At 73.9% G+C, this 21712-nt stretch carries 18 protein-coding genes; 5 read left to right on the top strand and 13 right to left on the bottom strand.

Features of this window, described 5'->3' with window-relative positions; all coding sequences use genetic code 11:
* Positions 1–314 precede the first annotated feature (314 nt).
* Positions 315–1322: a stage II sporulation protein M gene (locus ACWFQ8_RS19320; protein ID WP_453787452.1), complete on the bottom strand. Its 1008-nt coding sequence runs from the start codon at positions 1320–1322 to the stop codon at positions 315–317.
* 105 nt (positions 1323–1427) lie between these two features.
* Here ACWFQ8_RS19320 and ACWFQ8_RS19315 point away from each other — a divergent pair, with 105 nt between their 5' ends.
* The gene (locus ACWFQ8_RS19315; RefSeq protein WP_453787451.1) at positions 1428–2342 is read left to right on the top strand and encodes an RDD family protein; all 915 of its coding nucleotides are present in this window, start codon (positions 1428–1430) and stop codon (positions 2340–2342) included.
* Positions 2343–2361: 19 nt separating this feature from the next.
* Here ACWFQ8_RS19315 and ACWFQ8_RS19310 read toward each other — a convergent pair whose 3' ends face one another.
* The 8 genes from ACWFQ8_RS19310 to ACWFQ8_RS19275 all read right to left on the bottom strand — a co-directional run bounded on the left by ACWFQ8_RS19310 (position 2362) and on the right by ACWFQ8_RS19275 (position 10775).
* A complete protein-coding gene (locus tag ACWFQ8_RS19310) occupies positions 2362–2979 on the bottom strand; it encodes a hypothetical protein (protein WP_453787450.1) in 618 nt (205 codons plus the stop codon).
* A 123-nt stretch (positions 2980–3102) separates the two neighbouring features.
* On the bottom strand, positions 3103–4539 hold the full coding sequence (ahcY, locus tag ACWFQ8_RS19305; RefSeq protein ID WP_453787449.1) for an adenosylhomocysteinase: 1437 nt from the start codon (positions 4537–4539) through the stop codon (positions 3103–3105).
* Positions 4540–4909: 370 nt separating this feature from the next.
* The gene (locus ACWFQ8_RS19300) at positions 4910–5875 is read right to left on the bottom strand and encodes a cation diffusion facilitator family transporter (RefSeq protein ID WP_453787448.1); all 966 of its coding nucleotides are present in this window, start codon (positions 5873–5875) and stop codon (positions 4910–4912) included.
* A gap of 75 nt (positions 5876–5950) precedes the next feature.
* Positions 5951–7123: a mannose-6-phosphate isomerase, class I gene (gene manA, locus ACWFQ8_RS19295; RefSeq protein WP_453787447.1), complete on the bottom strand. Its 1173-nt coding sequence runs from the start codon at positions 7121–7123 to the stop codon at positions 5951–5953.
* Between the two features lie 37 nt (positions 7124–7160).
* Entirely contained in the window at positions 7161–8294 is a 1134-nt protein-coding gene (locus tag ACWFQ8_RS19290; protein ID WP_453787446.1) for an SIS domain-containing protein, read from the bottom strand.
* 106 nt (positions 8295–8400) lie between these two features.
* Entirely contained in the window at positions 8401–8586 is a 186-nt protein-coding gene (locus ACWFQ8_RS19285) for a Trm112 family protein (protein WP_388946262.1), read from the bottom strand.
* Between the two features lie 290 nt (positions 8587–8876).
* Entirely contained in the window at positions 8877–10247 is a 1371-nt protein-coding gene (locus tag ACWFQ8_RS19280; protein WP_453787445.1) for a phosphomannomutase/phosphoglucomutase, read from the bottom strand.
* Positions 10248–10325: 78 nt separating this feature from the next.
* A complete protein-coding gene (locus ACWFQ8_RS19275; RefSeq protein ID WP_453787444.1) occupies positions 10326–10775 on the bottom strand; it encodes a DUF3499 domain-containing protein in 450 nt (149 codons plus the stop codon).
* A 131-nt stretch (positions 10776–10906) separates the two neighbouring features.
* Here ACWFQ8_RS19275 and ACWFQ8_RS19270 point away from each other — a divergent pair, with 131 nt between their 5' ends.
* A complete protein-coding gene (locus tag ACWFQ8_RS19270; RefSeq protein ID WP_453787443.1) occupies positions 10907–11398 on the top strand; it encodes a metallopeptidase family protein in 492 nt (163 codons plus the stop codon).
* Positions 11399–11427: 29 nt separating this feature from the next.
* Here the strand turns inward: ACWFQ8_RS19270 and ACWFQ8_RS19265 are convergent, their stop codons facing one another.
* From ACWFQ8_RS19265 to ACWFQ8_RS19255, 3 genes are all read right to left on the bottom strand, one after another.
* Positions 11428–12936 (bottom strand): DUF5719 family protein, encoded by a 1509-nt coding sequence (locus tag ACWFQ8_RS19265; RefSeq protein WP_453787442.1) that lies wholly within the window; start codon positions 12934–12936, stop codon positions 11428–11430.
* Positions 12933–16553, bottom strand: coding sequence for a glycosyltransferase (locus tag ACWFQ8_RS19260; protein WP_453787441.1), 3621 nt, complete (start codon positions 16551–16553; stop codon positions 12933–12935). Before ACWFQ8_RS19260 ends, ACWFQ8_RS19265 begins: the two co-directional genes overlap by 4 nt.
* A 218-nt stretch (positions 16554–16771) precedes the next feature.
* Positions 16772–17035 carry a WhiB family transcriptional regulator gene (locus ACWFQ8_RS19255; RefSeq protein ID WP_003983763.1) on the bottom strand — a complete coding sequence of 88 codons (264 nt, stop codon included), beginning with the start codon at positions 17033–17035 and terminating at the stop codon, positions 16772–16774.
* A gap of 646 nt (positions 17036–17681) precedes the next feature.
* On the opposite strand from ACWFQ8_RS19255, the gene ACWFQ8_RS19250 reads away from it, so the two are divergent.
* The 3 genes from ACWFQ8_RS19250 to ACWFQ8_RS19240 are packed head-to-tail and all read left to right on the top strand — an operon-like array spanning position 17682 to position 20523.
* Complete coding sequence (locus ACWFQ8_RS19250; protein WP_453787440.1) at positions 17682–18230, top strand: cysteine dioxygenase; 549 nt, start codon at positions 17682–17684, stop codon at positions 18228–18230.
* Between the two features lie 32 nt (positions 18231–18262).
* Positions 18263–19222, top strand: a complete 960-nt coding sequence (cofD, locus tag ACWFQ8_RS19245) for a 2-phospho-L-lactate transferase (RefSeq protein WP_453787439.1) — start codon at positions 18263–18265, stop codon at positions 19220–19222.
* Positions 19219–20523: a coenzyme F420-0:L-glutamate ligase gene (locus tag ACWFQ8_RS19240; protein WP_453787438.1), complete on the top strand. Its 1305-nt coding sequence runs from the start codon at positions 19219–19221 to the stop codon at positions 20521–20523. Before cofD ends, ACWFQ8_RS19240 begins: the two co-directional genes overlap by 4 nt.
* 12 nt (positions 20524–20535) lie before the next feature.
* Here ACWFQ8_RS19240 and ACWFQ8_RS19235 read toward each other — a convergent pair whose 3' ends face one another.
* Entirely contained in the window at positions 20536–21534 is a 999-nt protein-coding gene (locus ACWFQ8_RS19235) for a DNA-3-methyladenine glycosylase family protein (protein ID WP_453787437.1), read from the bottom strand.
* Between the last annotated feature and the right edge of the window lie 178 nt (positions 21535–21712).

The raw sequence follows: 21712 nt of genomic DNA, 5'->3' as shown, positions 1-21712 counted from the left end.
ACTCTTTCGTGTCCGATTCCCGGTCGAAACGGGTTTCGCTTTCCAGGTTTCCGCTTTCGCGTTTCCCTTTCCGGCGAGTCCGACTCTATCAGAACTTTTCCACCGGATTTCCCGGCTTCGGATTCCTGAATGAAGAGAAGGCTGTGCCCCACGGGAATTCAATTCCTTTGGGGGCGAGTGAAGATGTTAAACCATCGCTGCCGAACTTGTCCAGTTCGAGGCAACCGTTCAAATCTACCTCCCCACGCGCTCCGTGTCAACGGCGTTTGCGGGACAGACGAGGAGACTAGCAGCTCCACGGCCGCGTACGCACATCAGGCCGCGGTGGGCAGTGTCGCCGTCTGGTCTGCGGCTTCCACATCGCCCGCCTCACCTGCGCGGGAGGCGCGACGGCCCGGGACGAAGACGTAGAGCAGGAAGGCCGCCTCGGCCGCGACGCCGATGGTGATGCGGGCCCAGGTGGGGAGGCCGGACGGGGTCACGAAACCCTCGATGAGGCCCGAGATGAACAGGACCAGCGCGAGTCCGATGGCCATGCCGAGGGCCGCGCGGCCCTGTTCCGCGAGGGCCGTGCGGCGGGTGCGGTGGCCCGGGTCGATGACCGTCCAGCCCAGGCGCAGGCCGGTGCCGGCGGCGACGAAGACCGCCGTGAGTTCGAGCAGGCCGTGCGGAAGGATCAGGCCGAGGAACACGTCCAACCGGCCGGCGGAAGCCATGAGACCGATGCCGACGCCGAGGTTGGCCATGTTCAGGAAGAGGATCCAGAGCACGGGGATGCCCAGGAACGCACCCAGTACCAGGCAGATCGCGGCCGCTTGGGCGTTGTTCGTCCAGACCTGGGCGGCGAAGGACGCCGCCGGGTGGCTGGAGTAGTACGTCTCGTACTCGCCGCCGGGCTGCGTGAGTGCCTTCAGCTCCTCCGGGGCCGCGATGGCGCCCTGGACCTCGGGGTGCGTGGCGATCCACCAGCCGATGAGCACACCGAGTGCGGTGGAGAGCAGGGCGGTGGGTATCCACCAGCGCCGGCTGCGGTAGACGGCGGCCGGGAAGCCGGCCGTGAAGAAGCGGGCCGCGTCGCGCCAGCCGGCGCGGCGGGTGCCGGTCACCGTGGCGCGGGCGCGGGCGACGAGCTGCGTGAGCCGGCCGGTGAGCATCGGGTCGGGAGCGCTGGACTGGACGAGCGAGAGATGGGTGGCGGTGCGCTGGTAGAGCGCGACGAGTTCGTCGGCCTCCGCGCCGGTGAGCTTGCGGCCCCGGCCCAGGAGCTGCTCCAGGCGGTCCCATTCCGCGCGGTGTGCCGTCACGAAGACGTCGAGATCCATCCGGTTGCCGCTCCCCTGCCCCAGGTCCCCTGCGTACTCCTAATGTGGTCAGCTTGGCAGACTGGATGCCACAGGGGCGGGGCAGGTCACGTGAAAGGTGCTGCGGTGAGCGATCTGGTGACGGGGGACGCGGTTGTCCTGGGATTGCGGCCCGCGCGGCTGCCGAGCCGGGCGTTGGCGATCGTCCTCGACCTGGTCGTGTACGTCACGACGTACGTGATCACCACGATCGGTCTGACCGTCGCCACGTCCTCGATGGACGACGCCGCACAGGCGGCGGTGGCGGTGGCGAACTTCTTGCTGGTGCTGGTCGGCGTGCCGATCGCGGTCGAGACGCTCACGCACGGGCGCTCGCTCGGCAAGCTCGCCTGCGGGCTGCGGGTGGTGCGGGACGACGGCGGGCCGGTGCGGTTCCGGCACGCGTTGGTGCGGGGGGCCATGGGGGTCGTGGAGCTGCTGATGACCTTCGGGTCCGTGGCCTGCATCGCCTCGCTGATCTCGGCGCGGGGGCGGCGGCTCGGCGATGTCTTCGCGGGAGCGCTGGTGGTCCGGGAACGGGTTCCGGGTGCGCGGGTCGTGCCGGTGCCGGCGCCGCCGCCGTGGCTGGCCGGGCGGTTCGGCGGGCTGGACCTGTCGGCGGTGCCGGACGGGCTGTGGCTGGCGATCCGGCAGTACCTGACGCGCATGGAGCAGCTGGATCCGCAGGTCGGCGCCGCGATGGCGGCGAGGCTCGCGGACGACGTGGTGGCGCGGACGGGTGCGCCGGCTCCGGCGGGGGTGCCCGCGGCGGCCTTCCTGATGGCCGTCGTGCACGAGCGGCAGTCGCGCGACGCCGCGCGTGCCTTCGGCGGTGCGGGGTACGCCCCCGTGCCGGTGCCCGCCCCGGTGCCCGTGCACGGCGCCGTGTCCGGGCCGGTCGGGCCCGCCCCGTACGCGGCCCCGGTCGCGGCGCCCGCGCCGGTGGCGCCCGCGGCACCGGTGCAGGCTCCGCGTGCGGGCGGGTTCGCGCCGCCCGCTTAGCCCTTCGGTGCTCCCGCCCTCAGTCCTGGAAGGACGAGGGCGGGGTCTCCAGGTGTTCCAGTTCGATGCCCGGGGCCGAGAGGACCACGTCCCCGGCGATGTGGATCGTGTGGACCTCTCCGGTGTCCAGGGCGGTGACCCGGTACTCGTCCACCAGGAGCGGGCCGCTGTCCGTGGGGTGCTCCGCGCGTGCTTCCAGGGCCCAGGCCTGGTCGACCGTACGGGGCGCCAGGACCGGGTCGGTGAGGGCCAGCAGCCTGACGCGGGTGGCGGGGGCCCCGGGGGTCAGGCGCAGCAGCCGGGTCGTGGCGACGAGGAAGGCGGGCGAGGTGCCGGTGAAGCCGGGGGCCCGGATGTTGCCCTCGGTGGCCTCGGTGCCGGTGGGGTCGGTGCGGACCCAGGTGACCCCGTCGATGGCCGCGCCGCGCACCTGCCAGCTCGACGCGTTCACTTCGAGGCGGATGGGGCGGCCGAGTTCGTCGACGGCCAGGTCGACGGACCCCCGGTGGTCGCCGTTCGGGGCGGTGAGCTGGGAGACGTAGCGCCAGCCGGACGGGCCGGGCGCGCAGTGGAAGTGCTCCTCCCCCAGCGGGGTGCGGTCGTGCGGGTCGTGGAGCGAGTAGCGGCCGCGCGGCATGGCGTACTTCCTGGAGCGGGATCAGGGGGTCGGGCGTACGGACGGGGCAGGCCCCCGGCGGGTGTGCCGGGGGCCTGCCTCACGTGGTGCGGATCCGCGGACGCAGCGGACGGAGCCGACGGCTCAGTAGCGGTAGTGGTCCGGCTTGTACGGGCCCTCGATCTTGACGCCGATGTAGTCCGCCTGCTCGGGGCGCAGGGTGGTGAGCCTGACGCCGAGGGCGTCGAGGTGGAGGCGGGCGACCTTCTCGTCGAGGTGCTTGGGGAGCACGTAGACGTCGGTCGGGTACTCGGACGGCTTCGTGAAGAGCTCGATCTGGGCCAGGGTCTGGTCCGCGAAGGAGTTCGACATGACGAAGGACGGGTGACCGGTCGCGTTGCCGAGGTTCAGCAGGCGGCCCTCGGAGAGGACGATCAGGACCTTGCCGTCGGGGAACTTCCAGGTGTGGACCTGGGGCTTGACCTCGTCCTTGACGATGCCGTCGATCTTGGCGAGGCCGGCCATGTCGATCTCGTTGTCGAAGTGGCCGATGTTGCCGACGATGGCCTGGTGCTTCATCTTGGCCATGTCGGCGGCCATGATGATGTCCTTGTTGCCGGTGGTCGTGATGAAGATGTCGGCGGTCTCGACGACGTCCTGCAGCGTGGCGACCTGGTAGCCGTCCATGGCCGCCTGGAGGGCGCAGATCGGGTCGATCTCGGTGACGATGACGCGCGCGCCCTGGCCGCGGAGGGACTCGGCGCAGCCCTTGCCGACGTCGCCGTAGCCGCAGACGACCGCGACCTTGCCGCCGATGAGGACGTCGGTGGCGCGGTTGATGCCGTCGATCAGGGAGTGGCGGCAGCCGTACTTGTTGTCGAACTTCGACTTCGTGACGGCGTCGTTCACGTTGATCGCCGGGAAGAGCAGGCTGCCCTCGGCCATCATCTCGTAGAGGCGGTGGACACCGGTGGTGGTCTCCTCGGTCACGCCGCGGATCTCGGACGCGAGCTGCGTCCACTTCTGCGGGGTCTCACCAAGGGTGCGGCCCAGCAGGGTGAGGATGTACGCGTACTCCTCGGAGTCCGCGGTGGACGGGTCCGGAGCCGAGCCGGCCTTCTCGAACTCGACGCCCTTGTGGACGAGGAGGGTGGCGTCACCACCGTCGTCGAGGATCATGTTCGGGCCGCCGGTGGGAGTGTTCGGCCAGGTCAGAGCCTGCTCCGTGCACCACCAGTACTCTTCCAGCGTCTCGCCCTTCCAGGCGAAGACGGGCACGCCCTGCGGGTTCTCCGGGGTGCCGTTCGGGCCGACCGCGATGGCGGCGGCGGCGTGGTCCTGGGTGGAGAAGATGTTGCAGGACGCCCAGCGGACGTCGGCGCCGAGGGCGACGAGGGTCTCGATCAGGACGGCGGTCTGCACGGTCATGTGCAGCGAGCCGGTGATGCGGGCGCCGGCCAGGGGCTGGGCGGCCGCGTACTCGGCGCGGATCGACATCAGACCCGGCATCTCGTGCTCGGCCAGGGTGATCTCCTTGCGGCCGAAGGCGGCGAGGGAAAGGTCTGCGACCTTGAAGTCCATGGGTGCTGCTCCTCATGGTTCGAGAGAGTGGGTACGGCTGAGCCGTACGCGGCGGGCCGCGCACTGAGCACAGTCCGTCGGGGGCCCTCTCTCCCCTCGGCCGGTCACGAGGACCGCCCGACCGCCATCAGCAGCGACGCCTGACACTGATGACGAATCTACACCGATCGGGGGAGCGAGCCCCAGTGGACGGGGGACAAGTCGTTCACGGATGTGGGGTCCTCCGGCGGGAATGATCAGGGATTTTTCGGACTGTGCGGCACCTTGCGCCCGGGGGAGGACGCCGAGGGATCGAAACCGCGCGGGCGTACGGAGGCCCCCGCGGCCGGGCGGCGGCGGGGGCCTTCGTACGGGTGCGGGACCGACCGGGTCAGTGGGCCGGGCCGTCGGAGGACTTGCCCGGGTTGGTGCCGGCGGAGGCCGCGTCGGCGTTGTAGATGTCCGGCTCCAGGTAGATCACCCGAGCGATCGGCACGGCCCCGCGGATGCGGGCCTCGGCGGCGTTGATCGCCTCCGCGACCTGCGTCGCGGTGTCGTTGCCCCGGACCGCGATCTTGGCGGCGACCAGCAGCTCCTCGGGGCCGAGGTGCAGGGTCCGCATGTGGATGATGCCGGTGACGACGTCCCCGTCGACGACCGCGGCCTTGATCTTCTCGACCTCTTCGGTGCCCGCGGCCTCGCCGAGCAGCAGCGACTTGGTCTCCGCGGCCAGCACGACGGCGATGACGATCAGCAGGACGCCGATGCACAGGGTGCCGATGCCGTCCCAGACGCCGTCGCCGGTGAGCAGGGCGAGGCCGACGCCGCCGAGCGCCAGGACCAGGCCGACGAGCGCGCCGAGGTCCTCCAGGAGGACGACGGGGAGTTCGGGGGCCTTGGCCCGCTTGATGAACTGGCCCCAGGTCTGGTTGCCCCGGATCGCGTTCGACTCCTTGATCGCGGTGCGGAAGGAGAAGGACTCGGCGATGATCGCGAAGACCAGCACGCCGACCGGCCAGTACCAGTGCGTGATCTCGTGCGGGTCGTGGATCTTCTCGTAGCCCTCGTAGATGGCGAACATGCCACCGACGGTGAAGAGCACGATGGAGACGAGGAACGCGTAGATGTAGCGCTCGCGCCCGTACCCGAAGGGGTGTTGGGGCGTCGCCTCGCGCTTGGCCTTCTTGCCGCCGAGGAGCAGCAGCCCCTGGTTCCCGGAATCCGCCAGCGAGTGGACGCTTTCCGCGAGCATCGACGAGGAGCCGCTGAAGAGGTACGCCACGAATTTGGCTACAGCGATGGCGAGGTTCGCGGCGAGTGCCGCCACGATCGCCTTGGTACCGCCCGACGCGCTCATGGGTGCAGGATGTCCTTCCTAGAGGCACTGGTCTATCGGCGGCACATTGTTGCAGTTGCCCGTGCGGACGCCACGTCACACCAGAACGGTGGCCCGGAAGACGGTACCGTTTCCGCACAGTTCGACCTTTTCGCCCGCCGGTACGAAGAGCGACTCGCCCGGGATCAGGGTCAGTTCGCCGGAGCGGTCCGAACGCGCCGTGCACTCCCCCGCCGTGCACAGCAGGATCTGCGGGGTCCGCCCGGGCAGGGCGCGGGCCGCCCCGCCCGGTGCGAGGAGGAAGCGGGAGAGCCGGAACTCGTCGATGGGGGTCTCGTAGACCTCCTCGCCGTCGCCCTCGGGGCGCAGGATCCGCGGATCGCCCGACGCGAAGCTGACGATCTTCAGCAGCTCCGGCACATCCACGTGCTTGGGGGTGAGTCCGGCGCGCAGCACGTTGTCGGAATTGGCCTGCAGTTCGACGCCGAGGCCCTGGATGTAGGCGTGCGGGACGCCGGCGCCGAGGAACATCGCCTCACCCGGCTGGAGTCGGACGTGGTTGAGCAGCATGGCCGCGATGACGCCCGGGTCGCCCGGGTAGTGGTGCACCAGCGAGGTGTAGGGCGCGTACGGGCCGCCGAGGCGCTCGGCGGCGGCCGCGGCCTCGGTCACGGTACGGGCCGTCCGCTCGCGGTCCGCCGTCAGCACGGCGGTCAGCACCTCGCGCAGCGCGGCGTCCTCGGGGTGGGCGCGCAGCAGGTCGGCGTACGGCTTGAGGGAGTCGACGCCCAGGCCTTCGAGCAGCGCCGCGGCCTCGTGGGGGGCGCGGAAGCCGCACAGCCCGTCGAAGGCGGTGAGCGCGCAGATCATCTCCGGCTTGTGGTTGGCGTCCTTGTAGTTGCGGTGTCCCGCGTCGGCGGGGACCCCGCGCCGCTCCTCGTCCTCGTAGCCCTCCCGGGCCTGGGTCAGGTCGGGGTGGACCTGGAGGGAGAGCGGGGCGCCGGCGGCGAGGACCTTCAGCAGGAAGGGCAGCCGGGGACCGAACCTGGCGACGGCGGCGGCGCCGAGTTCGCCCTCGGGGTCGGCGGCGATGACGTCCGAGAGGGCGCGCGGTCCGCTGCCCCGGTCGATGCGCGAGGGCGCGCCGGGGTGGGCGCCCATCCACAGTTCCGCCTGGGGCTCGCCGGTCGGTGCGACGCCGAGGAGGGTGGGGATGGCGGTGGTGGATCCCCAGGCGTAGGGGCGGATCGTGTTGGTGAGGCGGTCCATCGTCGTCTTCCTGGATAGAGCGGGGCGCGCGTACGCCTCAGCTGTGTCCCCCGGAAGCCAGCGCCAGGTAGGCGGTGGCGAAGTCCGTGACGGCGAGGAGCTCGGCGAGCTGTTCCAACTCGCTGCCCTCATCCGGTTCGAGCTCGCTGACGGCCGTGTCGTGGCTCAGGGCGAGTTCGCGGGCGGCCGTGGCGGCGGTGAGGCCGCCGGCCGGCCGGTCACGCAGCAGGACGATGCGGGCGCGGAGTGCCTGGGGCTCTTCGACCCGGTCGCGGAAGAAGTCCTCGGGGTCGGCGCCGGCGGCGAAGGAGCCGGCGAGCAGGACGCCGTGGGCGGGGAGCGCCTCGGGCAGCGCGGCGGCCAGTGCGGGACGGCCGGCGAGCTCGGCGAGGGTGGCGGCGAAGCGGCGGGCGGCGGGGCCGGCTCCGGTGCCTTCGCTCCAGATCAGCGGGACGGAGTCGGCGAGTTCGGAGGCGAGGGTCTTGGCCGGGTTGGAGTACGTGGCGACGGCGGGCCCGCAGCGCTCCGCGGTGCGGTCGAGCCGGTCGGCGACGAGCTGGAGCGTGGCGGGGGCGGCGGTGATCAGGCCGACCCGGTCGAGGAGCACCAGCAGCGGCGTCAGCAGGGCCCACAGGGCGCCGGGGCCGGCCGCGGCGGACTCGTCGTACTCCTGGTACGGGGCCTTGGCCATCGGTACGAGGAGCCCGTGCGCGCCGTCCACGGCCTCGCTCAGCGGTGAGCGCTCGGGGGCCACGGCGACGACGGTGCAGCCGCGCCGGTAGGCCTGCTCGGCGAGGACCGCGAGCGCGGGTTCGGTGCCGTCGGTGGTGGCGAGGAGCAGCAGGTCGACGGGGCCGACCCAGCCGGGCAGCACCCAGCGCAGGGCGCCGGCCGCGTGGGCGACGCCGGTGGGCTGCAGTCGGATGACGGGTGCGGAGGCTCCGGCGAGGGCGCCCAGCAGGTCGGCGACGCCGGTCGCGGCGGTGCCGGGGCCGGCGATCAGTACGGCTCGGGGCCGCCCGTCGGGGCGCAGGTCGGCGAGGCCCGCCTCGGTCGCGTGCCGGGCCGCGGTGCGGACCCGGGCTCCGGCCTCGGCGGCGCCGCGGAGCAGGCCGCGGCGGTCGGCGCGGGCGAGATCGTCCGGTGCGTCGAGGAGCGACTCGTCGAGCATGGCGGCCTCCGGCTGTTGTGTGGCGGAACCAGTCTGCGCGTCCTGGGGGGCGGCGCGGGGCGCGGCACGCGGTGCGGCACGCCTTGCGGCGGGCGCGGGGCGGCGATCAGGCCGGGCGGCGGGCCTCGTCGACGAGGAGCACCGGGATGCCGTCGCGGACCGGGTAGGCGAGTCCGCAGTCCTGGCCGGTGCAGAGCAGCTCGGGGGTCGTCTCGTCGGCCGACTCGTCCTGGAGGGGAGCGTGGCAGGCGGGGCAGGCGAGGATCTCCAGCAGACCGGCTTCGAGCGGCATGGGGCGGGTTCCCTTCGGGGGTGCGGGTGGGGCGTGGTCAGCGTACCGCCGAGTCACCTGCGGTGGGGCCCCGAGTCGTCCGGGGCTCCGCCCCGGGGACCCCGGCTCCGCCGGGCACCGGGCTCCGCCCGGACCCGCGCCTCGAACGGCGGCGGGGCTGGGGTTGCCCGGAGCCGGGCGGCCGGCGGGGCCGGGGTTGCGGCCGGGCGGGCCGGAGTTGCCCGGAGCCGCGCGCCGGGGCGGGAGTCGCCGGGGGAGGCACCGCGCCGGGGCGGTGCCTCCGGGAGGGGTCAGGCGCGGATGAGGGAGAGGACCTCGTCGCGGACCTCGGCGAGGGTGGCGGCGTCGCGGGCCTCGACGTTCAGGCGCAGCAGCGGCTCCGTGTTGGAGGCGCGGACGTTGAACCACCAGTCGGCGGCGGTCGCGGTCAGGCCGTCCAGCTCGTCGAGCTCGACGCCCTCGCGGGCGCCGTAGGTCTCCTTGACGGCGGCGAGGCGGGCCGCCTGGTCGGCGACGGTGGAGTTGATCTCGCCGGAGCCCGCGTAGCGGTCGTAGGAGGAGACCAGCCCGGAGAGCGGGCCGTCCTGGCCGCCGAGCGCCGCGAGGACGTGGAGCGCGGCGAGCATGCCGGTGTCCGCGTTCCAGAAGTCCTTGAAGTAGTAGTGCGCGGAGTGCTCGCCGCCGAAGATGGCGCCGGTCCTGGCCATCTCCTCCTTGATGAAGGAGTGGCCGACGCGGGTGCGGACCGGGGTGCCGCCGTGCTCCTTGACGACCTCCGGGACGGACCAGGAGGTGATCAGGTTGTGGATCACGGTGCCGGAGCCGCCGTTGCGGGCCAGCTCGCGGGCCGCGACCAGGGCCGTGATCGCGGACGGGGAGACGCCCTCGCCGCGCTCGTCGACGATGAAGCAGCGGTCGGCGTCGCCGTCGAAGGCGATGCCGAGGTCGGCGCCCTCGGAGAGCACACGGGCCTGGAGGTCGACGATGTTCTTCGGGTCGAGGGGGTTGGCCTCGTGGTTGGGGAAGGTCCCGTCCAGCTCGAAGTACATGGGGACGAGGTCCAGCGGGAGGCCGTCGAAGACGGTGGGGACGGTGTGGCCGCCCATGCCGTTGCCCGCGTCGACGACGACCTTGAGCGGCCGGACGGAGGTCAGGTCGACCAGGCCCTTGAGGTGGGCGGCGTAGCCGGCGAGGGTGTCCTGCTCGGTGATCGTGCCCGCGGCGGTGCCGGCGGGGACGGCCGGGGCGCCCTCGTCGATCCACCGCTCCACGAGCTCGCGGACCTGCGAGAGGCCGGTGTCCTGGCCGACGGGGGCGGCGCCCGCGCGGCACAGCTTGATGCCGTTGTACTGGGCCGGGTTGTGCGAGGCGGTGAACATCGCGCCGGGCAGGTTCAGGGACCCGGAGGCGTAGTAGAGCTGGTCGGTGGAGCACAGACCGATGAGGGTCACGTCCACGCCGCGGGCGGCCGCGCCGCGCGCGAAGGCGGCGGACAGGCCCGGCGAGGAGGGGCGCATGTCGTGGCCGACGACGATCGCCGTGGCGCCGGTGACCTCGACGAAGGCTGCGCCGAACAGTCCGGCCAGGGACTCGTCCCACTCGTCCGGTACGACGCCCCGTACGTCGTACGCCTTGACGATGTTCGAAAGATCTGCGGCCACTGCCTGCCCTCCTGAAGGTCCTGTGCGGTCCGGCAAACCTACCCTGAACGGGGAACCGCTTTTCGGACCGTCCGGGTGTCAGGAATCGGGCGACCGCAAGACGCGCAGGTGTCCGCGCCGCGTTTCGCCGGTGCCCGGCCCACCTTGACCGGATCCCCCCGCCCCGGCGGCGCGCTCGGGCGGCCGGGCGGCTTCGCGGACGGCGTTGGCGAGGGCTTCGAGGTCGTCGCCGCTCGGGCGGGACGGCGCGGAGCCGTCGGACAACCGGACCACCTCCCAGCCGCGCGGGGCGGTCAGGCGCTCCGAGTGCTCGGCGCACAGGTCGTAGCAGTGTGGTTCGGCGTAGGTGGCGAGCGGGCCGAGAACTGCGGTCGAATCGGCGTAGACGTACGTCAGTGTCGCGACGGCAGGGCGGCCGCACGCGGTGCGCGAACAACGACGTACAAGGCTCACGACGTTGGACGGTACCGCACTCTTGACCGGGCCGCGACGACTCTCCCGCCCCTCACTCCCCCGTGTCGTGGTCACCGGTGGGTGGCGGGGGCGGGCGTGCGTAGGGAAACGCCGCCGGACCGCGCCCGGATCGCGCCCGGATCGCGCCCGGCGCGACATCCGCTCGCGGCCCGGTGGGCGCTCGTGCTGAGGGCTACCCTGCGGGGGTGACGGACAGCCCCCTGCCTCCCCGACCCGCCGAGCCGCCCGCCGGAACTCCCGCCGGCGCCCCCGCCGAACCACGCCCGCGCCGGCGTGACCGGCACGGACGCGGGATGCGCGGCCCGGTGGCCCCGCCGCAGGTGCCGCTGTCGGCGAGCCGGTCGGAGCTGTTCGGGGACCTCGTGCGGGATTCCGTCGAGCGGCTGGAGCGGCGGTTCCCGCAGCTGGCCGAGGTGGAGTTCCTGATCGGTGACGTCCCCGGTCCGCCGGGCGGCCCGGACGGCGGCTGGAACGACGAGGCGGTGCCGCTGGGCGCCCTGTACGAGCCCCGCGAAGGGCGGCCGGCCCGGATCGTGGTCTTCCGGCGGCCGGTGGAGATCCGTACCAAGACGCGGGACGAGAAGGCCCTGCTGGTGCACGAGATCGTGGTGGAGCAGGTCGCGGAGCTGCTGGGGCTCTCGCCGGAGACGGTCGACCCCCGGTACGGCCAGGACTGAGCCGTCCCGGCCGTACCGTCCGCCGCCCGTTATCCGGTCAGGACCGAGAGGTCCTGCGCGGCCCGGGGGACGGACACCGTGGAGTGGTCGTCCGTCAGGGCCTGGACGGTGAACATCGTGATGCCGTCGTGCGGGAGGGTCAGCGTGCGCGCCGCGTGCACGGGGCCGCCGGAGAGGGTCTCGACGGTGAGGGCGTAGGTGCCCTTTCCGCCCGCCGGGGCCAGGGACACCGCCTGGGTGGTGCCCGCCTTGACCGTCACCTCCTGGGTGGCCGCCTCGCCGCCCTCGGTGCCGGGCGAGGCCGTCACCTTGACCTTGGCGTCCGCTCCGCCGGGCACCGTCAGCGACAGCACGGTGGCGTTCTCTTCGGTGCGGTTGCCGGCCACGCCGGCGCGGGGGCCGACCGGTCCGGCGGCCGGTACGAAGCCCAGCTCCTGCTTGGCCCCGCTGCCGCGCACCACGCGTACCGCCGCGACCACCGGGGCGGCCTTCTTCGGGTCGGCGGGGGTCAGCAGCAGCGAGCCGGGCTCGCCCCGGGTCAGGTCCCCGAGGTCCACGGCGGCCGTCATACCGGCCTTGACGTGCAGCTGCTCGTTCCCGGCCGGATTGATGGCGCCGTTCGGCGCCGCCAGCCGGAGCGTGAGGTCCGCGTCCTCGTCGCCGGGGACGAAGGCCACGAGCCGGACCGAGGTGGCGTCCGCCGGGATGCCGGGCAGGACGAGCGAGCCCGCCGGGTCGGTGGCGGCCGGCAGCCAGTCCGCGCCCACCCCTTCCTCGGCGACCTGCACGGAGGCCCCGACGCGGCCCGCACGGGTGGTCACGTGGGCGGTGACGTCCGCGAGCTGGGTCCCCGGAACGAGTGACGACAGCAGGACGGCCTTGGTGGAGCGGGGGTCCACCCGGATGTTCTCGCCGGTGCCCGCGGCGGGCTTGGCGAGCCCGTCCGGTCCGAAGAGCTTGATGTCGACGACCGCCGCCTCTTCGTCGAGGTTGGTCAGGTGCACGGAGTCCTCGCGTCCCTTGCCCGTGCTCACGGCGGGGAACCAGAAGTCGGTGCCGGGTGCGGTGCAGCCGACGCCGAGCAGGCCCCGGGCCCGCCCGACGGAGACCTTGGTGGTCTGCTGCACGGTCCAGCCGGGGGCCATGGCCCCTTCGGCGCTGCCGGTGAGCGCGGGGGCGTCGGCGCCGCTCGCGGTGGCCGCGGCGGGCTTGCCGGGCTCCTTGGGCTCCAGTACGGGCTTGGCCTCCTGGGTCGCGCCGAGCAGGCGGGCGGCGCCCTTGGCCCCGTCGGCGGGCGCCCCGGCGCCGGTCCCGGCCGCGGCCGGGGTGAAAGAGGTGTAGGTGGTGTCCGCGATGTCGGAGGAGCTGGGCGCCGGGCACACCAGCAGGGACCGCTCGACCGGCATCCGGGCCGCCGCGGCCGCCTTGGCGTCGGCCGCGTTCCCGCCGGCCGCCGGCGTGGTGAGGGCGGCGATGCCGGTGAGGGCGGCGAGGGCCGCCGTCACGGCCGCCAGCGTCAGGGGTGCGCGCTGCTTCACTGCTGGGGGCTCCCGTCGGGACGCGGGTCGTGCGGTGCGTGGGGGTCGTACGGCTCGTACGGGTACGGGTACTGCTGCTGGTGGGGGTCGTGGGGCTGCTGCTGCGGATACGCGGGGTCGTAGCCGGGGCCGCCCTGCTGCGGGTACGGGTCGTAGTGCGGCTCCGGGACGTACGGCTGCTGCGACTGCTGCTCGTAGGCGTAGCCGCCCTGCTCGTAGCCGCCCTGGTCCGCGTACGGCTGGTAGGCGTAGGCGTCGTCCCCGTAGGGCCGCTGCGCCGGGATCTGCGCGTACGGGTCGGCGACGGCGGCGGTCTCCACCGCGGCGGGCTCCGCCTCGGCGCGCAGCCGGCGGGCGCGGCGGCCCTCGCCGGGCTCGCCCGGGCCGTCCTGGGCCGGGATGGCCGCGGCCTCCTCGGGCAGGTCGTCGTCGAGCTCGACGCGCCGGCCGGGCAGCGCCATCACGAGCAGGACCAGGGCGAGCAGGCCCTGCACCCAGAGCCAGGCGCCGCGCAGGAGGGAGGTCTCGTGGACGAGGTCGAGGCGGCCGCCGGCGGCGGGCAGTTCGAAGCCCTGCGCCCAGCCGTCCACGGTCTTGGGCTTCAAGGGCTTGCCGTCGAGGGTGGCCTGCCAGCCGGCGTCGGCGCGGTCGGCGATGCGCAGGACGCGGCCTGCCTCCCCGGCCGGGACCTCGGAGTGGGCCTCGACGGGGCCGGAGGCGACGGGGATCGGCGCCTCCCCCTGCGTGGCCGGGACGATGACGGCCCGGGGCAGCCAGGGTTCGACGCCCCACAGGGCGGTTCCGTCCGGCTGGTGGCGCCGGGTCAGGCCGGGGGTGGCGTCGAGGACGCGGCGGATGTCCTCGGGACCGCCGGGGCGGAACATGACGAAGCCGACGGCGAAGGCGCCGAGCTGGCTGGACTGGTCGGCGCCGGAGCCGGCGACCAGGTTGGAGACGACCTTGTCGAGCCGTGCGTCGCTGCCGGTGCGGGCGGCGATGTCGGCGTCGCCGAGGCTGCCGCCGGAGCCGCGGACGAGGCTGTAGGAGACGGTGCCGGGACCGTCGATGTCGAGGATCAGGGTGCGGAACTGGTTGTCGTCGCGGCCGGCGTCGGCGACGAAGGCCGGGACCTGGACCGGGTCCCGGCGCTCCAGCGGCCCGTCGGCGCCTGCGAACAGCCAGCCGGCCGCGCCGAGCAGCGGGCCCGCGGCGGCCGCGAGGGCGATGAGGGCGGCCAGGGGCTGGCGCCAGCCGAAGCTGCGGGCGGCGACGCGGTGCTTGGCGCCGTCGGCGCCGAGCACGGCGGCCGCCAGCAGGGCGAGCCCGTAGCAGAGGGTGGCGGGGCCGGCCCAGCCGTCGCGGTTGAGCAGGACGGCGAGGGTCAGCCCGACGAGGGCGGCGGCCCAGGCGGTGCGGACGGCGAACCGCCGGTCGGTGCGGAGCAGGGCGGCCAGGGCGGCCAGGACGATGCCGAGGAGGAGAAGGCCGCTGCCGGTGCCGGGGCCGCCGGGGTTGACGCCGAGCAGGTCGAGGGCGCCGGCGGAGCCGGTTCCGTAGGGCAGTCCGGCCTCGCGCAGGAACCGGCCGGGGTGCAGGAGCAGGCCGAGCGACCAGGGGGCGAGCACGAGGAGCGGGACGGCGAGGGTGGCGAGCAGCCGCAGTCCGTACGTCTTCCAGTGCGCGCGGCGCAGGACGAGCGCGCCGGTGCCCAGGACGGCGGCGAGCGGCCAGACGACGGGGGTGAAGGCCGTCGCGAGGGCCAGCAGGAGGGTGTACGTCCACACCGCGCGCCGGCCACCGGGCTTCTCGGGGGCGTCGCGGCCGTCGCTGAGGGCGAAGGCGGCGACGGCGGAGCGGGCGATGAGCGGCAGCAGCACGGCCAGGACGGCGGTGCCGAGGCGGCCGGCGGCGAGGGCGCCGGTGACGGCGGGCAGGAAGGCGTAGGCGACGGCGGCCCAGGCGCGCAGCAGGCGGGAGGTGACGAGCGGCCGGGAGGCGAAGTACGCGGCGAGTCCGGCGAGCGGGACGGAGCCGACGAGCAGCAGGGTCAGGGCGGCCTGGGTGGAGCCGAGCAGCAGGGTGGAGAAGGCGCCGAGGACGGCCAGGTAGGGGGGTGCGTCTGCGGTGGAACCGGTGGAGAGGGCGTGCCAGCCGTCGGTGTAGGCGCGCCAGAGGTCGGGGCCGCTGTCGGGGGCGGGCAGCAGGGCTCCGCCCATCAGGGAGCCGCCGCCGATCAGGGCGCGGCAGGCGGCGAGGGAGACGAGCAGGAGCAGGCCGAAGAGGACGGGGGCCGGGTTGCGGGCGATCCGCTTGAGGCGGGCGAAGCGCTCGGTTTGCAGGTACTCGCCCTCCTCGCCGGGGGCGGTGAGGATGCTGGCGCCGCCGTGCCGGCCGGCGGCGGAGCTGTCGCGGTCGCGGTCGCCGCCGAAGTATCCGGCGAGCTGCTCGGCGTTGGCCCGCAGTGAGGCGCCCGGCGGCGGGAAGAGCGGGCGCAGTTCGTCGGCGGGGACGGCGGGGCGGCGGCGGGCCTTGCGGGCGGCGAGGATCCGGCCGGGGCGCAGCAGGGTGGCCAGGAGGCCGGTGAACTCGTCGACGGCTTGGCCGGGTGCCTTGCCGACGAGGTAGGCCAGGGTGCGCAGCACGGTGCCGAGCAGGACCCGCAGCAGGACGTAGGGCAGGGCGCGGGCGGAGCTGTTGGCGAGGATCGTGTAGACGGCGCCGGCCTTGTCCACGCGGTGCGGGCCGGCGGTGGTGCGGCCGGCGCAGTCGACGGTGCGGCGCTCGCGGGCGGCGGCCTCGGCGTGGCGCATGACGGCGTCGGGGGCGACGAGGACGCTGTGCCCGGCGCTCTGGGCGCGCCAGCACAGGTCGACGTCGTCGCGCATGAGGGGCAGGCGGCGGTCGAAGCCCCCGAGGGCGTCGTAGACGTCGCGGCGCACCAGCATGCCGGCGGTGGAGACGGACAGGACGGGGCGGACCTGGTCGTGCTGGCCCTGGTCCTGTTCGCGGCGGTCGAGGCCGGTCCAGCGGCGGCCGCTGCGGGCGATGGTGACGCCGGCTTCGAGGAGCTGCTTCTTGTCGTACCAGCCGCGCAGTTTGGGGCCGATGACGGCGGCGTCCGGGTTCTCGTCGGCGACGCGCAGGAGTTCGGCGAGCGCGTCGGCCTCGGGGGCGCTGTCGTCGTGGAGGAGCCAGAGCCACTGGACGGGTTCGCCGTGGGGGAGCTCGGGGAGGTCGTAGGTGTCGTCGCGCCAGGTGCGGCTGACGGGGTCCCAGCCGCTGGGGCGCTTGAGGTACGGCAGGTCCTCGGGGGTGAGGGTGCCCGCGGTGCGGGAGGCCTCGTCGACGGCGGTGCCGAATCCGGTGCGCCGGGCGAGGTGCAGGACGCGGTCGTCGCCGAAGGCCTCGGTGAGCAGCCGCGCGGAGTCGTCGGCGCTGCCGGTGTCGGCGGCGACGTGGTTCTGGGCGGGGCGTTCCTGGCCGAGGAGGCCGGCGAGGGTCCGGGGCAGCCAGCGGGCGCCGTCGTGGGCGACGAGGACCGCGGTGACGACGTGCCGGGGGAACTCGGGTGTGGCGGGGGCCTGGTGGGAGGCCGCCGACTGGCTGTGCAGGGACATCGCGGTACGGGCCCTCCGGCCGGGGGTCCGGGGGTGGTGTGCCCTCGGAGGCTGCTGGACAGGCGGCCCAGACTAACGGCTGGCAAAGCAGCGGTCCGCCTCCTGCGGGGAAGGGGCAGGAGGCGGACCGTGTGGTGTGCGTGGTGCCGTACGGGCGGTGCGGTTCGATATGTCGTGCGATGTGCGGTAGGTGCGCGGCCGGAAGTGCTCGGGCCGACTCAGACCGCTGCCTTTTTCAGCCGGCGGCGCTCGCGCTCGGAGAGACCGCCCCAGATGCCGAATCGCTCGTCGTTGGCGAGGGCGTACTCAAGGCATTCGGAGCGGACTTCGCAGGCGAGGCAGACCTTCTTGGCCTCCCGGGTGGAGCCGCCCTTCTCCGGAAAGAAGGATTCGGGGTCGGTCTGGGCGCACAGAGCGCGCTCCTGCCATCCGAGCTCCTCGTCCGCCTCCTCGACCAGCAGTTCCTGAAACAGCTCGGTCATGTGCGCCCCTCGCTCTGTCTGTGCGTCCCCGTGGTGTTGTCGTCGCTGATCGCTACGTAACGACACGAGTGAAATTACAAGTGCGTGGCTCCGGGCCAGTCAAGCCGAGGTCTGCTATTGGGCCCCTTATTCACTCTGCGGAACCAAGCCTAAGCAGAAAGTGTTCAAATCGCCAAAAATCGTGACACATGCCACAGATGCCTCGCGGCGCCACGTGACGACCCGCTCATGCCCCGCTTCACCCGGAATCGACGTACCAATTTCGGACGGGGTTGCGATTCGGCCACGGAAGCGGCGCAGATCACATTCCGATCACGACCTGACGCATCAGGTTTGGGCTCGGCACAGCGCCACATCCCCTGGGACGGACTGCACAAACCTTTCTCCCCGCACGCTAACCGGATGAGGTGAAACTTTTAGCCCAAACCAGACATTGGGTTGACAGTCCGGCCCTCCACCCGGTCTCCTGGTTCGCATGTCAGCACCCGCAGCCACCGATCGGACCCCCATGCGTGGGGTCCTGTGCGCTGCCCGGGTTCGCTGTTGCTGTTGCAGCTGTTGATGCCCGCGGAGCCTCGGCTCCCTTGAGCTCCGGCCCCCCACAGCAACCGCCAGCACGACTGACACCCGTCGAGGTACCCCCACGATGAACAGCACCACCGTGAAGAACCCCACGAACGGCGCCACCGCCCCCGCCCCTGCCGGCGGCGAGAGCGACCTCCAGATCGCCGGCGACATCCTCGCCGTCCAGCACCTCCTCCAGCCCGCCCGGGAACACCCGGCCACCGTCGCCGAGTTCGTCGGCCTCGCCCGCTCCATCGCCGAGGACCGCGCCTCCTGGGAGCACCTCGTCCGGTACGACGCCACCACCCGCTGGTACCACCGGCTGCGCACCGGCCCCGGCTACGAGGTCTGGCTGCTCAGCTGGGTCCCCGGCCAGGGCAGCGGCCCGCACAGCCACGGCGCCTCCTCCGGCGTCCTGACCGTCCTGGAGGGCGAGCTCACCGAGCACACCGCCCGGGGCCCGCTCCGCCTCGGCGCCGGCGCCCAGCGCGTCCTCGCCCCCGGCTACGGCCACGAGGTCCTCAACGACACCCTCGAAGGCGCCGTCAGCCTTCACGTCTACTTCCCCGGCCTGACCGAGATGCCCATGCGCACCTGCTCCCCGGCCCGTTCCGCGTCCGTCCCCGCCTGACCCCGGCCGGGCGGCCTGACAGACTTCGGTGCATGCGCATTGTTGTTCTGGCCGGCGGTATAGGCGGCGCCCGGTTCCTCCGCGGACTCAAGTCGGCCGTGCCCGACGCTGACATCACGGTCATCGGGAACACCGGTGACGACATCCACCTGTTCGGACTCAAGGTGTGCCCCGATCTGGACACGGTGATGTACACCCTCGGCGGTGGCATCAACGAGGACCAGGGCTGGGGCCGCACCGAGGAGTCCTTCACCGTCAAGGAGGAACTCGCGGCGTACGGGGTCGGACCCACCTGGTTCGGTCTCGGCGACCGCGACTTCGCCACCCATATCGTCCGCACGCAGATGCTCGGCGCGGGCTATCCGCTGAGCGCGGTCACCGAGGCCCTGTGCGACCGCTGGCGGCCCGGCGTACGGCTGCTGCCCATGTCCGACGACCGGGTCGAGACCCACGTCGCGATCACCGAGGCCGGCACCGGGGAGCGCCGCGTCATCCACTTCCAGGAGTACTGGGTCCGGCTGCGCGCCTCGGTCGACGCGGAGGCCGTCGTCCCCGTGGGCGCCGAACAGGCCAGGCCCGCACCCGGCGTGCTGGAGGCCCTCGCGGCGGCCGACGTCATCGTCTTCCCGCCCTCCAACCCCGTGGTCTCGATCGGGACGATCCTGTCCGTGCCCGGCATCCGGGAGGCCGTGGCCGCCGCCCCCGCACCCGTCGTGGGCCTCTCCCCCATCGTCGGGGGCGCCCCCGTGCGCGGGATGGCCGACAAGGTGCTCGCCGCGGTGGGCGTCGAGTCCACCGCCTCGGCGGTCGCGCTGCACTACGGGACGGACCTGCTCGACGCCTGGCTCGTGGACACCTCCGACGCGGACGCCGTCCCCGAGGTGGAGGCCGCCGGGATCACCTGCCGCGCGGTGCCCCTGATGATGACCGACCTGGAGGCGACCGCCGAGATGGCCCGGGCCGCGCTCGCACTGGCCGAGGCCTCGCGGTGACCGCCGGGCGCGTGCCCTCGTACGAGGTGCGGGCCGTCGAGGGGATTCCCGAGGTCGCTCCCGGCGACGACCTGGCGAAGCTCATCACTGCGGCCGCCCCGGACCTGCGGGACGGGGACGTCCTGCTGGTCACCTCGAAGATCGTCTCCAAGGCGGAGGGCCGGATCGTCCGGGCCGGCTCCCGGGAGGCGGCGATAGACGCCGAGACCGTACGGGTGGTCGCGCGCCGGGGCGCCCTGCGGATCGTGGAGAACCGGCAGGGGCTGGTGATGGCGGCGGCAGGGGTCGACGCGTCCAACACCGCCCCCGGCACCGTGCTGCTGCTGCCCGAGGACCCGGACGCCTCGGCGGCCGCGATCCGCGCGGGCGTGCGCGAGGCGCTGTCCGTGGACGTGGGCGTCGTCGTGACGGACACCTTCGGACGGCCGTGGCGCACGGGGCTCACCGACGTGGCGATCGGCTCGGCCGGGGTGCGGGTCCTGGACGACCTGCGCGGCGGCACCGATGCGCACGGCAACCCGCTGAGCGCCACGGTGGTGGCGACCGCCGACGAGCTGGCCGCCGCCGGGGACCTGGTCAAGGGCAAGGCGGCCGGGCTGCCGGTGGCCGTCGTGCGCGGGCTGGCCCACGTACTGGGCGAGGGCTCGTCGGCGCGGGAGCTGGTGCGCCCGCCGCAGGACGACATGTTCCGGCTGGGGACCTCGGAGGCCGTCCGGGAGGCCGTCACGCAGCGGCGCACCGTACGGGCCTTCACGGCCGAACCGGTGGACCCGGGCGCGGTGCGCCGGGCCGTGGCGGCGGCCGTCACGGCCCCGGCGCCGCACCACACGACGCCGTGGCGGTTCGTGCTGCTGGAGTCGCCGGCCGCGCGGGTGCGGCTGCTGGACGCCATGCGGGACGCGTGGATCGCGGACCTGCGGGCGGACGGGAAGTCCGAGGAGTCCATCGCCGCGCGCGTCCGGCGCGGGGAGGTGCTGCGACGGGCCCCGTACCTGGTGGTGCCGTGTCTGGTGACCGACGGCGCGCACCACTACGGGCATGCGCGTCGGGACGCGGCGGAGCGCGAGATGTTCGTGGTCGCCATGGGCGCCGGCGTGCAGAACTTCCTGGTCGCGCTGGCCGGGGAGCGGCTGGGGTCGGCGTGGGTGTCCTCGACGATGTTCTGCCGGGACGTGGTGAGAGAGGTACTGGGGCTGCCGCGGGACTGGGACCCGATGGGAGCGGTCGCGGTCGGCCATCCGGCGGCGCCGGCGGCCGAGCGGCCGGCCCGGTCCGCGGAGGCGTTCATCGAGGTCCGCTGAGCGCCTGCGGCGTCACAGCCTGCCGATGTCGGTGCGGGGCATGCGCGGGACGCGGCGGGGCGGGGTGCGGCCCGCCAGCAGGATCAGGCGGGCGGCGCGGTGGCGCTGGCCGGCGTAGGGGGCCAGGAGCTCCAGCATGACGGCGTCGTCGGCGTCGCGGTCGCCGGCCAGTGCGTAGCCGACGATGCCGGGCAGGTGCAGGTCGCCGGTGGTCACCGCGTCCGGGGCGCCGTTGCTGCGCTGGAGGGTCTCGGCGGAGGTCCAGGGTCCGATGCCGGGTACGGCCTCCAGCCGGGCGGCGGCGGCCTCGGGCGCCATCGCCGCGGCCTCCTCCAACCGGGCGGCCAGCCGGGCCGCGCGGACGATGGTGTCGGACCGCTTGGCGTCCACGCCCGCCTTGTGCCAGTCCCAGGAGGGGATGAGCGCCCAGGTGCGGGCGTCGGGCATGACGTACAGGTCCTGCGGGCCGGGCGCGGGGTCCCCGTGCCGGCGCACGAGGCGGCGCCAGGCGCGGTACGCCTCGTCGGCGGTGACCTTCTGTTCCAGCACGCACGGGATCAGCGACTCCAGGACCAGGCCCGTGCGGACGAGGCGCAGGCCCGGGCGCCGGCGGTGACTGGCGTGCACGAGCCGGTGGCGCGGGACGAAGGCGGCGGGGTCGTCGGCGCCGCCGAGGAGCTCGGGCAGCTGTTCGAGGATCCAGTCGGCGCCGGGGCCCCAGGCCTCGGCGGCGACCTCCTCCCCGGCGCGGGAGACCCGGAGGGTCGCGGGGCCCTGGGGGGTGCGGGTGGCCCGCCAGACGGAGCCGTCCGGGGTGGTGCGGAAGGTGGGGTCGCCGGGGCCCCGGCGGAGCGGCCCCAGGACGAGGCCGAGGTCGAGGGGGCCGGGGCCGGCGGGCCGCCAGGTCCGCGCGCGGGCGCCGGCGCCGGCCGCGCCGCCCGTACCCGGGGGTACGGCGGTCCGCCCGCCGCGGACGGCGGCGCGGCTGAGGGGTTCGAAGCGACCGGCCATCTCCCGAGCGTATCCCTGGCCGGAGGCTCGGCGGACCGGGGTGGCGCCCGCGGTCACGGATCGGGGCTCCGCCCCCGGGCCCCGGCGGGGGTGGGTGGGAACCTGCGGGTCACGGATCGGGGCTCCGCCCCGGACCCCGCGCCTCGAACGCCCCCGGGGCTGGATACGGCGCCGGCGG

This window comes from Streptomyces sp. NPDC055254 (genome assembly GCF_053606025.1).
This window is presented reverse-complemented; position numbering and strand designations above follow the sequence as displayed.

Excerpts from the sequence above, each read along its gene's own strand:
- ACWFQ8_RS19290 (WP_453787446.1), bottom strand. The coding sequence starts at position 8,294 with ATGCTCGACGAGTCGCTCCTCGACGCACCGGACGATCTCGCCCGCGCC.
- ACWFQ8_RS19235 (WP_453787437.1), bottom strand. The coding sequence starts at position 21,534 with ATGGCCGGTCGCTTCGAACCCCTCAGCCGCGCCGCCGTCCGCGGCGGG.
- ACWFQ8_RS19250 (WP_453787440.1), top strand. The coding sequence starts at position 17,682 with ATGAACAGCACCACCGTGAAGAACCCCACGAACGGCGCCACCGCCCCC.
- ACWFQ8_RS19260 (WP_453787441.1), bottom strand. The coding sequence starts at position 16,553 with ATGTCCCTGCACAGCCAGTCGGCGGCCTCCCACCAGGCCCCCGCCACA.
- ACWFQ8_RS19310 (WP_453787450.1), bottom strand. The coding sequence starts at position 2,979 with ATGCCGCGCGGCCGCTACTCGCTCCACGACCCGCACGACCGCACCCCG.
- ACWFQ8_RS19300 (WP_453787448.1), bottom strand. The coding sequence starts at position 5,875 with ATGAGCGCGTCGGGCGGTACCAAGGCGATCGTGGCGGCACTCGCCGCG.
- ahcY (WP_453787449.1), bottom strand. The coding sequence starts at position 4,539 with ATGGACTTCAAGGTCGCAGACCTTTCCCTCGCCGCCTTCGGCCGCAAG.
- cofD (WP_453787439.1), top strand. The coding sequence starts at position 18,263 with ATGCGCATTGTTGTTCTGGCCGGCGGTATAGGCGGCGCCCGGTTCCTC.
- ACWFQ8_RS19320 (WP_453787452.1), bottom strand. The coding sequence starts at position 1,322 with ATGGATCTCGACGTCTTCGTGACGGCACACCGCGCGGAATGGGACCGC.
- ACWFQ8_RS19285 (WP_388946262.1), bottom strand. The coding sequence starts at position 8,586 with ATGCCGCTCGAAGCCGGTCTGCTGGAGATCCTCGCCTGCCCCGCCTGC.
- ACWFQ8_RS19255 (WP_003983763.1), bottom strand. The coding sequence starts at position 17,035 with ATGACCGAGCTGTTTCAGGAACTGCTGGTCGAGGAGGCGGACGAGGAG.
- manA (WP_453787447.1), bottom strand. The coding sequence starts at position 7,123 with ATGGACCGCCTCACCAACACGATCCGCCCCTACGCCTGGGGATCCACC.